Origin of the sequence: Candidimonas nitroreducens, from assembly GCF_002209565.1 — a bacterium.
Lineage (GTDB): Bacteria > Pseudomonadota > Gammaproteobacteria > Burkholderiales > Burkholderiaceae_B > Candidimonas > Candidimonas nitroreducens.
In genome coordinates this window covers 38,208-52,083 of record NZ_NJIH01000006.1, presented here as the reverse complement: position 1 = coordinate 52,083, position 13,876 = coordinate 38,208, and the positions used below count along the sequence as shown (strand labels likewise).

Sequence of the window (13,876 nt, the reverse complement as noted above, 5' to 3'; positions counted from 1 at the left end):
AGGTGAATATGATTGTTCACCAAAGCAGCAGGCTGCACGGCATATCGCATGGCCCGAAACGTCCATGATTTGGGAAACCCTCTTGGGTTCCAGCCTCGCGGTGTTTCAGGATTGCAGTAGGCGCACTTTCGATATTTCTTCCAGCTCTTGGTGTGTCAGGCCTGCGACGCGGTCGATGACCACAAGGCCGTCCGGCGTAACGGCCAGGGTCGCCAGATCGGTATAGATTCGATCGACGACGCCAGCGCCGGTCAAGGGGTAGCTGCATTGTTCGACCAGCTTCGATTCGCCCTTGCGCGTGGTGTGTTCCATCATCACGAAGACCTGCTTGGCGCCTCGTGCCAGATCCATGGCCCCGCCTACCGCGGGAATCGCATCGCGATCCCGCGTGCGCCAGTTGGCGAGGTCTCCGCGGACGGACACCTGGAACGCACCGAGCACGCAGATATCGATATGGCCTCCGCGGATCATGGCGAAGGAATCTGCATGGTGCACGATAGACCCCCCCCGAACCAGCGTGACGAACTGCTTGCCTGCGTTGACCAGCTCCGTATCGACGTCATCGTCTTCGGCCAGGGGGCCCATGCCCACCACGCCGTTCTCGCTTTGCAGGATGATTTCCTTGTCCGGCGGCAATAGATTCGAGATTTCCATGGGCCGCCCGATGCCGAGGTTTACGCAGGCGCCGTCAGGAATGTCGCGGATCACGCGGCGCGCGACTTCACGCACGCTGCGTGGTGTATAGCTTTTGCTCATGGATGGTTCCCCGTTGCCAGGACAATGCGCTGAACATATATGCCCGGCGTGATGATGTGTTCGGGATCCAGTTCTCCGAGGCCTACGACGTGGGAGACCTGCGCGATCGTGCAGCGGGCGGCCGTAGCCATTACCGGCCCGAAATTGCGGCCCGAACGGCGATAAGTGAGATTGCCCCATCGATCACCCGAGTGCCCTTTTATCAAGGCGAAGTCGGCTTGCAGGGGATGCTCCAGGACGTGCTCCACCCCCGCGATGACGCGGGTTTCCTTGCCTTGTGCAAGCTCGGTTCCGGCCGCCGTGGGGGTGAAGAACCCGCCTATGCCGGCGCCGCCCGCGCGTATGCGTTCGGCCAGAGTGCCTTGCGGAACCAGTTCGAGTTCCAGTTTTCCTTGGCGGTACAGGTCGTCGAAGGCATTGGAACCGGGTTGGCGCGGAAAGGAACAGATAAATTTTCGGACTTGGCCGGCGGAGACCAGCTTGCTCAGGCCAGATCCCAGGCTGCCGGCATTGTTGCTGATGATGGTCAGATCCTTCGTGCCCCGGCATACGAGCGCGTCGACTAACTGGAACGGAAGTCCAGCCCCGCCGAATCCGCTCACCATTATTGTTGCACCGTCATGAATATCCGCGACGGCGTCATCGAGGCTGTCCACGATTTTGTTAATCATTGTTTGCCTTCCTGGCATTTGTGTTTGCTGTTTCGAAGACCCGGATGAAGGGTGTGGGCGTTTACGGATTCCCGAATTAACCTCGCGCTGCCATGACGGAAGATCCGTCGGCGCCCCGACCGCAACCTTGGCATACAACTGCGCCGGGAATCCGGGGGCTTTGCGCAGTGGGTGTTCATGGGCTTTCGCGATGTGGGCTTGGCCAAGTGGTGCGCATGCTGCCGCAAGCGCTCATACGCTGTCTTTATAAAATAGAATTAATTTCTATTTTTATTAGAATAAAATTCTATTATTTAGTCAATAGCCTGGCGATAGAAAAAAACATGCCTACGAAACTTCCCCAGAGCGCGGCCGAAAGGCCGGAAGGCGTCGCCGCGGTGAATCGCGCATTGGCGGTTCTGCGGGCGTTCAATTCGGCGCCCGAAGGCATGACGCTGAAGCTGCTGGCCAGCGCGACGGGCTTGTACGAAAGCACTATCCTGCGCCTATTGGATTCGCTCATGCTTGCGGGCTATGTCAAGAGATTGGCGGATGGGCGCTATGTGGTGGGCCCGAGCGTCGTGCCGCTGGCAGAAATGTATCGGCAATCGTTCAAGCTGTCCGACTACGTACTGCCGCGTTTACGGGAACTGACTGCCCAGACCCACGAGTGCTCCGGCCTTTATGTGCGCGAAGGCGATCGGCGCATCTGCCTTCACCACGTACAGCCGCAGCGCACCGTGCGCACTCATGTTCGTGAAGGAGAGCTGTTTCCTTTGGATCGCGGCGCGGCCGGGCGGGTGATCCTGGCATTCGACGAGCGGCTGCCCGGCGAGCCGTACGATGCGATACGAAAGCAGGGGTACTGGATAACGATGCAGGAGCGTGATCCGGAAAGTGCCGCCATCGCCTGTCCAGTGTTTGGGCAGCAGGGCAGTTTGCTGGGAGTGATATCCCTGGTCATTCCTCTGTATCGCTACTCCGACGACGTGGTCAGGCGGGTGCTGCCCGCAGTCCAGAGCCAAGCCAGGCTGTTGAGCATGGATCTTGGCGGCCCCGATTGATGCTCGGAACCACACTGCTCTGCTCCGGGCGGGGCGGCCCGCAAGCCGAGCGCAACGGTACGTAGATTATTCAGGGCCTTATTCAAGGCCCGACGCAAAAAATCCCATAACGTGAACTTGTAGGGCCGCCGGAACCTGTGTGTATCCGGTTTTGATACGTAAACTTTCATAATCCTCAAAGCCGAATTTACATATGGGCCTGCCCAGCGGCTTTGCTTGGGGCGTGCTGTCCATCAGCCGGCGCTTGTGCCGGCGTACAGGCCTTGCTGAAGGGTTCGGGCGCAGGGATTATTACCGGTTCGCAGGGGCGGTTTATCGAATCAGCAGGGCGGTTTCCGTAGGGCGGTTTGGCCGGGAACGATATTGCAAGGCGCTTTTTTGCAAAGCGAAAACGCCGTGAAAAAGGGGAACCGGCTGAGGCCGGAAACTCGCTGGCCGGCGCGTCGTTATCTGATGGTTGCTCATGATAGATCTGACTCGGGAGCTCGCTCGACTGATTGTCTGCACGACACCCTCGGCCTTTTCGCCGGAGGTGCGGGATCGTTCTTCCCGCATTCTTGCGGACAGTATCGGCGTGATGGTCGGCGGTGCGCGCAGCGAAGTGTTTTCGCCCATGCAAAAGTATCTGGCCGGAACCCATGGATCCGTAAAGGTGTTGGGGACAGATTGGCAAACGACGCCAGCCATGGCGGCATTGGTGCAGGGTACCTTCGGTGCGGCTCTGGATTTCGATGACGTTTTTTCGGTGATGCCCGCGCATCCCAGCGTGCTGATCCTGGCGGTGGGGCTAGTCTGTGCCGCGGCTCGGCCGGTAACGTGGGGCGAGCTGCAGGAAGCTCACGTGCTGGGTCTGGAAACAGGCGCCACGATGGGGCGGCTGATGACGCTGGCGCATTACAACCAGGGGTTTCACGCCACGGGCACCCTGGGCGTGTTTGCAGCGGTGGCTGCCATGGGCCGGCTATGCGGATGTGATCGCGGCGAACTGCAGCGAGCCTTGGGCATTGCCGCCTCGATGAGCGCGGCTTTGTGCCGCAACTTTGGCACCATGTGCAAGCCTTTGCATAGTGGTTTGGCGGCACGGACGGCGGTGGATGCCGTGCAGTTGGCGCGCTGTGGATTGACTGCTGCGCCCGACGCGCTGGAAGGCCCGGCCGGATTCATAGAGGCTTATGGGGCTGGGCCGCCAGGCGCCATAGATTTGTCGGACTGGGGTCGGCAATGGGCCATCGCTCACCCGGGCCCCAGCCTGAGAAAATTCGCTTGCTACAACGCCAATCAGCGTGGCATGCAAGGCGTGCTTGATCTACGCACGCGGCTCGACCTGAATGCATCCACACTGAAACGCCTGATTTGCCGCATGCCGCCGGGAGGGATGCAAGGGGCCATCTATCCGCGCCCCGCGACGGGTTTGGAAGCAAAATTCAGTCTGCCGTATGTGCTGGCGGCGGGCATTCTCGACGGCCGCTTCGGCTTGGACACGTTTTCCGATGCCGCTGTCCGAAGAACGGCTATCCACGGGCTGCTGGATCGAATCGAGGCTTACGAAGACCCCTCTTGCCGCGGAGACGATCCGAATTTTGACCGGCAGACCCCCGGAGGGCGCGGCTTTGTAGAAGTGGAAGCATGGGCCATGAACGGCAGGCACGCAAAGGTACGTGTGCATGCGCCGCCTGGGCATCCCAAGAATCCACTGACTTGGGCCGAGCTGAAAGACAAGTTCATTGACTGTGTCACCTACGGTGGCGTGCAGGCTGAGGCGGCTGCCGCCGTCTTCGATCAGTTGGAGCGTGGCGAGCCGCCTGGGGACGTTCAGGGTTTTCTGGCGCCGTTTCACCCTGCACGTCCCGACAACGCGGGAGCGTAACGATGGAATGGAATTTTGAGCTTTTGATGCATCCTACGGGGCCGCTTGTGACCGAAGGCCCGGTGTGGACCGGGCATGAACTGCTATTCACCAACATCCGCGGTAGCCGTATCTACGTTTATCAGCCCGGGACGGGTGACATCAAGCTCTGGCGTGAGAATACGGGCAACACGAATGGAATGGCCGTCGATCATCAAGGGTGCCTGTATGGCTGCAGTTCCGGCAGGCGCGCGATCGTGCGCTTCGATCCGGATGGGGCCGATGTGGTGATCAGCGAGCGCCTGGAGGGCCTGCGCCTCAATACCCCGAACGATCTCGCCATCGACTCGCAGGGAAGAATATGGTTTACCGACCCCTGGAATCCGGCAAACCTGCCTGCCGGCGCGCGCCAGGAGCTGGATCATTGCTCTGTATTGTGCGCGACGCCGCGGCCCGATGGAAGCTATGACACCATGCGTGTGGTCAGCGATGTGACCAAGCCCAATGGCATCCTGTTGTCCGCCGACGAGAAAACGCTGTACGTGGCGGAAAGCGGCTTTGCCTTCGGCATTGCAAGAGAATTGCGCGCGTATCCCATACTCGCGGATGGCAGTCTGGGAGTGCATACGGTGTTGTTTACGTGGGGAGAAGATGCTCGCAATGTGCATCGGGGCATAGACGGCATGTGTCTCGATGAGGATGGCAACATCGTTGCATGCACGGGTTGGTCAAAAGCCGGGCCCGGCCCCTTGATTCAAATCATGACGCCTGCGGGCCGTGTGCTCGAAACGCACCCGTCGCCGGTGGACATGCCGACCAACTGCTGTTTTGGCGGGCCCGATATGAGCACGTTCTACCTGACGACGTATGACGGCCATCTGTACAAAGCCGAGACCCATCGCCGCGGCTTGCGCCTGCCGGCTTTTTCCCTTCAGCAGGGCTGACTATGCGGCTACGCAATCCGCCTGGTGCCTGTGGTTTTCTTTAGTCTGGGCCAGCCCCTCAATTGCAGTGGTGTGTCTTGGGTGGCTGGTGCGATAGCAGGAGTGCATTGATTCATGTCTACGGTTAGCAATCAACTCGCGGCCTTCATTCATGGCACGACAATAGACGGTTTGCGGCCGGATATCGTCGAGCTGGCCAAAACCCGCGTCCTTGACGCCATCGCTACCGCATTGACATCCCGCGGCTTGCCGGTACCCGCGCCCAAGCTTGCCACTGCGTTTGTGCGCGGGAACACGGGCAGTTCAACCGTGATCGGCAGCCGCTCGCGTGTTCCCGCCATCGACGCCGCACTGGTCAATGCCACGCTCATCAATGGCAGTTCGCTGGATGATTTCCTGGAAAAATCCCATCCTGCCGCCGTGGTTGTACCTGCTGCGATGGCTGTGGCCGAAGAGCAGGATGCATCCGGAGCGGATTTCCTCGTGAGCGTCGTGGCGGGGTATGAACTGGTCGGGCGCGCGTATATGGGGGCGCCGGGCATGTTGCCGAGGTTTCGGGCGACGGGCGTCGCGGGCGCAATTGGCGCCGCTGCCGCTGCGGGTAAGGCGTTCAAGCTGGGCGAAGCCGCATTGATGAGTGCGCTGGGCTATGCAGCAATGTTCGCTTCGGGGTTCGGCGAGGGTTTTCATGCCGGTACGATGGAGGTCAAATTCAACGTGGGCTGGGCCGCGCGCAGCGGTGTCAGCGCCGCGCGCCTGGCGTACTTGGGCGGCACGGCGTCGCCGTCCGTCTTCGAAGGCAAATCAGGTTTTTTCCGGGCCTTTGGCGGCAATGTCGACCATGTCGCAGCGGCGACGCAGGGTCTGGGTGAACGCTTTCTTATCAGCGACACCATCTACAAAGAATATCCAGTCTGCATTTTCGTGCAGACACTCATGTACCTGGCCGGTGACCTGGTCAAACGCCACAAGCTGGATGCGGCGCAGATTACGCGCGTGTCCGTTCTCGCGCCCAAGGATACTTTCGAGAATCCCGGCTTCCAGAATGTGGCGCCCTATGCCAATCCGCTACAGGCACATACCAGCGCGAGTTTTTGCACGGCGGCCGCGCTGCTTGGCAAGCCCGTCGCGGAGCATGCGTTCTATCACAAGACCACCGATCCCGAAGTGCTGGCGCTGGCGGCCAAGGTCGAATTGCTGCCGCCATCCGGGGACAAGGAGCGAGTGGTGGTGAGCGTCGTCTGCGGCGGGAAAACATACGAGATCGAGGCGCCGCAAATGGACATGTTGCGGCCTACGACGAACAAGGTCGTCGAGAAATTCCGCCGTCTGGCAGAACCCAGTTTAGGGCGCGCAACCGATGAGGTGTTGGATGTCGTCATGGGGCTGGATCGCATACGGCACATCGGCGAGTTGACTCACTTACTACAACTGGACAACGACTGACATCATGGCAAAATTTTCAGCCGCGTTATGTATTGCGCGCGACCCTTTTCCCGCAAGAACGGAGCTGGCCGCCGGCGCCTGCTGCGCCGAAGACGATGCGGACAATGCTCCGGCCAGGAGACGAACATGAGTCGGGCATTGCTGGAATTGCTGCAATGGGCGGGCTTGCCCGCGAACGATGCGGCCCGCACCGTCATCGAGGGCGCCGATCCCGTGTTCGGTACACGGTATCGTATTGCAGAGCTTGGGGCGGCGTCGATTGCGGCCGCGGCGATTGCCGCCGATCGGCTGTGGGCGCTGCGCACAGGTCGCCGGCAGTCGATCTCGGTACGGGCTCGCGCTGCTGCCGCTGCGTTGCGCAGCAACCATTATCTGCAGATTGACGGCAGCACGCCGCCGCGTCCGACCGACAAGGTCACGGGTTTTTATCCGGTGCGCGATGGCCGCTGGATCTACCTGCATTGCAATTTCTCCAATCTGCGCGAGCGCAGCCTTGGGGTGTTGCGCGTTGCCGCGGATCCGGACGCCATCGCGGCCGCGACCCGGCAATGGGATGGAATTGAACTGGAAGAAGCTATAGCCGCCGCGGACGGCTGCGCGGCCTTCGTACGCAGCGAGGACGAATGGACTGCTACACCACAGGCCGCCGCCGTCGCGCTTGAACCATTGTTCACGATCGAACGCATCGGCGATGCTCCCGCTGAACCGCTGCCACCGGGAGATAGGCCCTTGTCGGGGCTTCGCGCGCTGGATTTGACGCGCGTGTTGGCGGGGCCGACGTGCGCGCGCACATTGGCCGAACATGGTGCCGACGTCATGCGCGTCTCGCGTAAGGGCTTGCCTGACTCTGGCCTGTTCGACCTTGATACCGGTTTGGGCAAGCTCTCTACCTATATAGATTTGCGCGAGCCCGATGGCGTCGAGCAACTGCGGGCACTGGTGCGTGACGCTGATATTTTTTCGCAATCGTACCGTCCGGGCTCATTGGACGCGCGTGGTTTTTCTCCGCGGGATCTGGCTGAACTAAGGCCTGGTATTGTCTACGTGACGCTTAATGCCTGGGGTTACTCCGGCCCGTGGCGCCAGCGGCGTGGCTACGACACCGTGGTGCAGTCGGCCAATGGCCTGGCTTGGCGCGGCCCCGATCAGCGGCCAGCCTTTCTGCCGGTATCCGCACAGGATTACATCGCGGGCTATGTGATGGCTTATGGCGCGATGACGGCGCTGGAGCGGCGCGCGCGCGAAGGCGGCAGTTGGCTGGTGCGTGTGTCGTTGGCGGGCACCGGACATTGGCTGCGCCAGCACGGCCTGCTGGATCCGGCCGCAGTAGCGGGACTGCCCGGGAGCCTGCCGATGGAAGAGCTCGAGACTTATCTAATGGATTCGGATTCGCCGGTCGGGCGGCTGACGCATTTGGCTCCGGTGGCCCAGTTGTCCGAGACGCCCGGCCGTTGGGCGCGTCCGGCCGTCCCATTGGGCACGCATTCGCCTGTATGGCCTGAGCGGGCTTTGTGATCGATCGCGGCTCGCATGGAAAGCTGCAATAGCAGCCGTTCGATTGCATAGCGCCAATCCCCGGGTGGCATGGTCGTGGGGGAGGGCCGTGCGTAGATGGCTTAAAGCCAGGTGTAGAGAATTCCATAACATGAACTAATGGGACGGCCAGGACTCTGTGCGTACCGACTCTTGATACGTAAACTTTCTTGAATCTTGAATCTTGAATCTTGAATCTTGAATCTTGAATCTTGAATCTTGAATCTTGAATCTTGGATTTGGCTCTGCGTATAGGCGCCGCCTGGCGCGTTTTCCAGCAGCGCGATGCCCGCCGTTCGGTGTTTGTGGCGGCGGTGGGCGAGAAGCTGCGCTACTAATTCGGCGAGACTGAAAATGAAACAAACTGAGTTGCTTCACCAGAACAATGCACAGCGTCGAATTGCGATGCGCAGGCGCCGCTTGGGCGCGGTGGCAATAGCCGCGGCGCTATCGCTGATGTCGGCTGCGAGCTGGGCGGATTCGCCTGCCCAGGATTTTCCCAATCGAGCCATCAAGATCCTGGTGCCCTTCACCCCGGGTGGCGGCGTCGATACGACGGCGCGCATTGTGGCAGAGGGGATGTCGGAAGTCTTGCAGCAAAGCGTCATTGTAGAGAACAAGCCTGGCGGTTCCACGAATATCGCAGCGGAGCTGGTTGCCAAATCGCCGCCGGATGGCTACACATTATTTGCCGCCAGCCGCTCCAATGCGATTAACCCGTCTTTGTTCAAACGGCTGCCGTTCGATATCGAGAAGGATTTCGCACCTATTTCCGTGTTGGTGCAGATCCCGAACATTCTGGTGGTCAACCCGAAGGTTCCTGCCCATTCGGTGCGCGAGCTGATCGCCCTGGCGAAGAAAGAGCCGGGCAAGCTGACCTTTGCCTCCGCCGGGGTGGGAAGCAGTACACATATGGCGGGGGAGTTGTTCAAGCACATGACGGGCACAGACATATTGCATGTGCCATACAAGGGAGGGACGGCGTCCATGACCGACCTGATCTCCGGCCGAGTGACAATGTACTTCGCCACTATGCCAAGCGCCATGGGCAATATCAAATCCGGCAAGTTGCGTGCACTGGCCGTGACGAGCTTGAAGCGCTCGACGATTGCGCCCGAATATCCGACGCTGGATGAATTGGGGTTGAAGGGCTACCAAGAGGTGTCGTGGATCGGTTTGATGGCTCCGGCCGCTACTCCGAAAGCAGTCGTCGATAAGTTGAGCGCAGCTGTCGTGCAGGTGCTCCATACCCCGAAATACGAAAAATTGCTAAAGGGCCAGGGCGCCGAGATTGTCGCCAGCTCGCAGCAGCAGTTTGCCGAATTTCTGCACCAGGACATTGCCAATACACGCAATCTCATCGAAAGCGCCCACGTTAAGTTGCAATAGTTAAGTTGCAATAACGCGTTTTCAGGCTTCACTGGGCCGGCCGGCAGCCGCGCCCTACCCGAAGCGCAAGGTTCGCCCTTAGCCGGCGGCCAGCAGCCTGGTAAGCTCGGTGATATCGGCGAGGTTCTCCAGTGCGCCGACCCGGTCTGCGATTTCACGGGCACGCGGCTCGCCTACGACGCTTGCGGCGTTGGCCAGAAACTTTTTTTCCAAGGCAATGTCATCCAGCGGTCGTGCCACGTCACCGTACGGGACGTCCTGGAATTCCTGCAAGCTCTGCCCGTCCTCGAATACGACCGTGACGCGTGCGGGACGGCCTTGGGGATACTTGAGCGCGAGCTCTTCCTCGGCGCTGACAGTGGTTCGGCCCGCCAGTGTGGCGACGTCGTCCTGCGCCCAGCGGTCGTGCTCGAATTGGGCGGCCGTGAGCTTGCCGTCCAGCAAAGTCATCGCAACTGTCACGGGCAGGCTGTGGTCGGCAGTTTCCCGGTTCTTGGGATGGAACTTGTTCGCGTCGGCGGTGCGCTTGGCCGTAATCGGCGGCACTGCGATCCGGACGGCGGATATTCGGCGGCCTTGTATCTGTTCGTGCAAGCGCAACGCCACTTCATTGGGTGTTTGCAATTCGAACTGGACGGGGAACTGCTTGAAGCTTACCCGCTCGATAAGCGGTGTCGCGTTCGGCTGCAAGGCCTCTGCGTCGAAGCTGGCCTTGGCCGGGCCTTCGGTCGTCAGCCAGTCCAGAAAATGGACGGGGCCTGAGAACCCCTGTTCCGCCAGGCGCACGCCCAGGACACTTTGCATGGCTGACCACGGGTAGCCTATTGCTTTGGCCATGCTGATGCCGCCTTTCGAGAGGGCGTGCAGCGTGAATTGCTTGCATCCGGACAGCGCCACCGCCTGCTCGACGACATCGGTGCGCAGCCTCCAGGCGCTGCCTATGACGATTGGGGCGACGATGCCCGCCGCAGAGACGTGGTGCATGCCCATGCCTTGCAGAGACAAGAGGTGCGTCAGGCGCATCTGGGCTTCGTAGCCGGCTACTACTGCTTCGATGAGAGCCCGGCCGCTGCCTTTGGCGGATTCCACAGCTGCCAACGCAACCGTTATATTTTCCGCGGGGTGACATACGTCCTTGGCCCAGTAGACGTCCATCATGTCCAGGTATCTGAGCATGATGCCGTTCAAAAGAATGGCTCGCTCCAGGGTCGATGGCTGCGCTTCGCCGATTACGGTGGCTTGCCCGGCCCCTCCTACGGGAATGCCCATTGCAAGCCGTGCCGGCGGGCAGCCGGTGCCTGCGATGGCGCAGCCCAGCCCGTCCAGTACCGCCCGTTTCGCAGCGCCTACAGTAGAAGAGGAGAGATTGTCGAACCGTAAATCCTCGGCCAGGCCGGCCAATCTCGCAATAAGCGTACCGCTCATGATGTTCTCCGCGTGTTGCTGGCTGTGCGCATGCTCATGCCCCCTCTTGGAGGCTCAATAGAAACTGGGGCGGTAGCACGACGGCGATGCCGCTTCCCTTGACATGGTCGGGATCGGGGCTTGCCACTTGCAAGTCGAGCCCTTCCGCCTCGACTCTGTATAGCGTGGTTCCTCCCAGAAATACGGAGTCGGTGATGCGGCCCTTCAGGGCGTTGGGGGATTCGCTGCCTTCGGGCTCGATGCGGATCTTTTCCGGGCGTATGCCGACCAGCGGTGCCTGGTTCTTGCGGCCCCGAATTTGCAGGATGGTGCCCGAAGGAATGCGGATCGTCCGGTCATCGACGAAGCTGCAATCGATAAAATTCGCCGCGCCGAGAAAGTTCATTGCGAAGCGGGTCTCGGGCTCATCGTAGACCGATCGCGGTGTGCCGGTCTGTAAAAGCTTGCCGCCGTGCATCAGGCAAATTCTGTCGGCCAGCACCATGGCTTCGCTTTGGTCGTGCGTCACGAAAATGGCGGTGAGGCCGAGCCTGTTGATCAATTGCCGCAATTCGAAGCGCATCTCTTCCCGCAGCTTGAGGTCGAGATTGCTGAGGGGCTCGTCGAACAGTATGACGTCATTTTCAACCACCAGGCTTCGTGCGACTGCGACGCGTTGTTGCTGGCCCCCGCTGAGGGTGGAGGGAAATCGATCCGACAGGCCGGACAAGCCTACCGTGGATAATATTTTCTGAACTTTCGCTTCGGCTTCGGATTTCCGGATTTTTTTCAGATGCAGCCCATACGCGACGTTTTGCGCAACTGTCATGTGCGGCCAGAGCGCATAGGACTGGAATACCAGGCCGATTTTCCTCTGTTCAGGCGGCTCATTGATGAATTCGCTCGACGAAAATACCTTTTTCGGGCCGATGCTTATTTCCCCGCCGGTCGGCTGTTCCAGGCCGGCGATGCAGCGCAAGAGCGTGGTCTTTCCGCAGCCGCTCGGGCCCAGCAGCGCGATGATTTCTCCGCGGTCGATGGCTATATCTACTCCCCGGACAATTTGCGTGGCCCCGAAACTCTTCGTTATATTGTCCAGGCGCACTTGAGGAACATTTACCATGTGGCCTTCCCAGATAATCTATATGACACCCATACAAGTATTGCAGTCATGCAGCCTTGTATTACGGAAAATGCAAAAGCCTGCATTGCTCCGTACATATCGAGCGCATTCCAGGTGAGTACCGATAGGGTGATTGATTTCGATGAATACAAGAGAATCGTCGCGCTCAGTTCGTTCAGCACAAAAATCGCTACCAGCACCCACGAAGACAGCAGCGTGCGCATGGTAAGCGGCATGGTGATTTGCCTGAGCCGGCGAAAAATTCCCGCGCCCAGTACTCGTGCCGCTTCGTCCATTTCCCCCGAGACTTGCAGCAGGCTGGCATTGATGGCGCGGACTGCATGCACGATGAAGCGGGCCATGTACGCAATAAGCAGGATCCATATCGATCCCCACAGCCCGAAAGGAGCGATTACATATGCCCACACCATGCCGACACCCAGAACCATGCCGGGAATGGCGATGGGAAGGGCGCTGAGATAATCAAGCAGGCCTCTACCCGGTACGCTGGTGCGCCGAATGATGTAGCTCACCAGAAAGCCCAGCAGGGTGATAAGGGTTGCGGAAACCACGGCCAGGAAAAGACTGTGGATGATGGCGGAATAATTCTCGCCTTGCAGTGCCGCTTGGTAGTTGTGCAGGGTGAGCTTGTTGAAGTCTATATGCTGCCCGATGTATGGCATAAAAGAACCAAATATCAGGGCGGCGATCGGCAGTATCGTGGTGATGGCCAGATAGAATGCCAAGAGCCCGGTTATTGCGCTGCGCCATTTTCCTAGCGGCAATCTGGGAATCAGCTTGGGTTTTCCTGTAATTGTCACGAACCGCCCCGACATCCGCGTCATGTAGCGATATACGAAAATCCCGCTGATCGTAACCAGCAGCAGCAGCGTCCCGGCTGCCGCGGCCAGGTTCGGATTGCTTGGCTCATAAGTAAGCCAGAAGTAAATTTCGCCGGGTATGGTGCTGATCTTGCTTTGCCTGCCCAGTAATGTCGGAACGGCGAAGTTTTCGGCAGCAAGCGTCCCGACGATCAATACCACCGAAAAAATCGCGGGCCGCAGCATGGGGATGGTGACTGTGCGCATGAGATGCCACCGCGAACTGCCCAGTACTCGTGCCGCTTCTTCGAGTTCGGCACTGATCGATCGCATCGGCGCGGCGAGCACCAGCATTGCGTAGGGGGCATAGTGCACGCAGAGAACAAAGACTATGCCGCTGAAACTGTATACGCTTACCGCGGAGCCGTCTCCTCCTAGTGTCTTCCAGATGAGGTTCAGGAAGCCGACCCGCGGAGCGCCTAGCGCCGTGAAGGCGAGCGCCAGCATCAGCGGAGAGAAATAAATGGGCAGAGTCAATAGTTTTTCCCACAGCCCTGGCCGTGGAATGTCGAGGCGGGTAATGATCCAAGCAAGCAAAACGCCGAGTATGGCACTGCCGATGCCGACCGAAATGCCGATTGCCAAAGTCGTGAGAAATGGCTGGGCAAAGTGCAATGAGCCGTATATTTCGACGAGATTTGCCCAGGTATAGCCGGCATTGGGCGTTCGGGGCGGAGAGTCCCGAAGCGCCCCATATAAAAGATAGCCGAGAGGTAAAAGAACCAGCGCACCGACAATGACAAGCAGGACGGCGCAGAGGGCGGATTCAGCCCGACTGTAGCTGCGTCCGCGATTTTTCAGCCAGTGCCGGCGCTTACCCACGGCTATCCCCGTCATCGC

Annotated in this window: 11 protein-coding genes; 6 read left to right on the top strand and 5 right to left on the bottom strand. The window is 59.8% G+C overall.

Annotated elements, in window-relative coordinates:
• Positions 1–105 precede the first annotated feature (105 nt).
• The gene (locus tag CEY11_RS10485) at positions 106–756 is read right to left on the bottom strand and encodes a 3-oxoacid CoA-transferase subunit B (protein ID WP_088603353.1); all 651 of its coding nucleotides are present in this window, start codon (positions 754–756) and stop codon (positions 106–108) included.
• A complete protein-coding gene (locus tag CEY11_RS10480) occupies positions 753–1,427 on the bottom strand; it encodes a 3-oxoacid CoA-transferase subunit A (protein WP_088603352.1) in 675 nt (224 codons plus the stop codon). Before CEY11_RS10480 ends, CEY11_RS10485 begins: the two co-directional genes overlap by 4 nt.
• A gap of 215 nt (positions 1,428–1,642) precedes the next feature.
• On the opposite strand from CEY11_RS10480, the gene CEY11_RS10475 reads away from it, so the two are divergent.
• The 6 genes from CEY11_RS10475 (at position 1,643) to CEY11_RS10450 (ending at position 9,628) form a co-directional block, all read left to right on the top strand.
• Positions 1,643–2,470: an IclR family transcriptional regulator gene (locus tag CEY11_RS10475; RefSeq protein WP_158215274.1), complete on the top strand. Its 828-nt coding sequence runs from the start codon at positions 1,643–1,645 to the stop codon at positions 2,468–2,470.
• A 463-nt stretch (positions 2,471–2,933) separates the two neighbouring features.
• Complete coding sequence (locus CEY11_RS10470; RefSeq protein ID WP_143322791.1) at positions 2,934–4,337, top strand: MmgE/PrpD family protein; 1,404 nt, start codon at positions 2,934–2,936, stop codon at positions 4,335–4,337.
• A 2-nt stretch (positions 4,338–4,339) separates the two neighbouring features.
• The gene (locus CEY11_RS10465; protein ID WP_088603349.1) at positions 4,340–5,260 is read left to right on the top strand and encodes an SMP-30/gluconolactonase/LRE family protein; all 921 of its coding nucleotides are present in this window, start codon (positions 4,340–4,342) and stop codon (positions 5,258–5,260) included.
• Between the two features lie 114 nt (positions 5,261–5,374).
• Positions 5,375–6,706, top strand: coding sequence for an MmgE/PrpD family protein (locus CEY11_RS10460; protein ID WP_088603348.1), 1,332 nt, complete (start codon positions 5,375–5,377; stop codon positions 6,704–6,706).
• A 126-nt stretch (positions 6,707–6,832) separates the two neighbouring features.
• Complete coding sequence (locus CEY11_RS10455; protein WP_088603347.1) at positions 6,833–8,221, top strand: CoA transferase; 1,389 nt, start codon at positions 6,833–6,835, stop codon at positions 8,219–8,221.
• 372 nt (positions 8,222–8,593) lie between these two features.
• Positions 8,594–9,628, top strand: coding sequence for a tripartite tricarboxylate transporter substrate binding protein (locus CEY11_RS10450; RefSeq protein ID WP_088603346.1), 1,035 nt, complete (start codon positions 8,594–8,596; stop codon positions 9,626–9,628).
• Positions 9,629–9,706: 78 nt separating this feature from the next.
• Here CEY11_RS10450 and CEY11_RS10445 read toward each other — a convergent pair whose 3' ends face one another.
• From CEY11_RS10445 to CEY11_RS10435, 3 genes are read right to left on the bottom strand one after another with little or no spacing between them, the layout of a single operon-like run.
• Positions 9,707–11,053 (bottom strand): MmgE/PrpD family protein, encoded by a 1,347-nt coding sequence (locus CEY11_RS10445; protein WP_088603345.1) that lies wholly within the window; start codon positions 11,051–11,053, stop codon positions 9,707–9,709.
• 34 nt (positions 11,054–11,087) lie between these two features.
• Entirely contained in the window at positions 11,088–12,137 is a 1,050-nt protein-coding gene (locus CEY11_RS10440; RefSeq protein WP_158215273.1) for an ABC transporter ATP-binding protein, read from the bottom strand.
• A gap of 11 nt (positions 12,138–12,148) precedes the next feature.
• Positions 12,149–13,873 carry an ABC transporter permease gene (locus tag CEY11_RS10435; protein WP_088603343.1) on the bottom strand — a complete coding sequence of 575 codons (1,725 nt, stop codon included), beginning with the start codon at positions 13,871–13,873 and terminating at the stop codon, positions 12,149–12,151.
• Positions 13,874–13,876 lie beyond the last annotated feature (3 nt).

Coding starts and splice junctions, on each gene's coding strand:
- CEY11_RS10475 (WP_158215274.1), top strand. CDS start 1,643: ATGCTGCCGCAAGCGCTCATACGCTGTCTTTATAAAATAGAATTAATT.
- CEY11_RS10480 (WP_088603352.1), bottom strand. CDS start 1,427: ATGATTAACAAAATCGTGGACAGCCTCGATGACGCCGTCGCGGATATT.
- CEY11_RS10485 (WP_088603353.1), bottom strand. CDS start 756: ATGAGCAAAAGCTATACACCACGCAGCGTGCGTGAAGTCGCGCGCCGC.
- CEY11_RS10465 (WP_088603349.1), top strand. CDS start 4,340: ATGGAATGGAATTTTGAGCTTTTGATGCATCCTACGGGGCCGCTTGTG.
- CEY11_RS10470 (WP_143322791.1), top strand. CDS start 2,934: ATGATAGATCTGACTCGGGAGCTCGCTCGACTGATTGTCTGCACGACA.
- CEY11_RS10435 (WP_088603343.1), bottom strand. CDS start 13,873: ATGACGGGGATAGCCGTGGGTAAGCGCCGGCACTGGCTGAAAAATCGC.
- CEY11_RS10450 (WP_088603346.1), top strand. CDS start 8,594: ATGAAACAAACTGAGTTGCTTCACCAGAACAATGCACAGCGTCGAATT.
- CEY11_RS10455 (WP_088603347.1), top strand. CDS start 6,833: ATGAGTCGGGCATTGCTGGAATTGCTGCAATGGGCGGGCTTGCCCGCG.
- CEY11_RS10445 (WP_088603345.1), bottom strand. CDS start 11,053: ATGAGCGGTACGCTTATTGCGAGATTGGCCGGCCTGGCCGAGGATTTA.
- CEY11_RS10460 (WP_088603348.1), top strand. CDS start 5,375: ATGTCTACGGTTAGCAATCAACTCGCGGCCTTCATTCATGGCACGACA.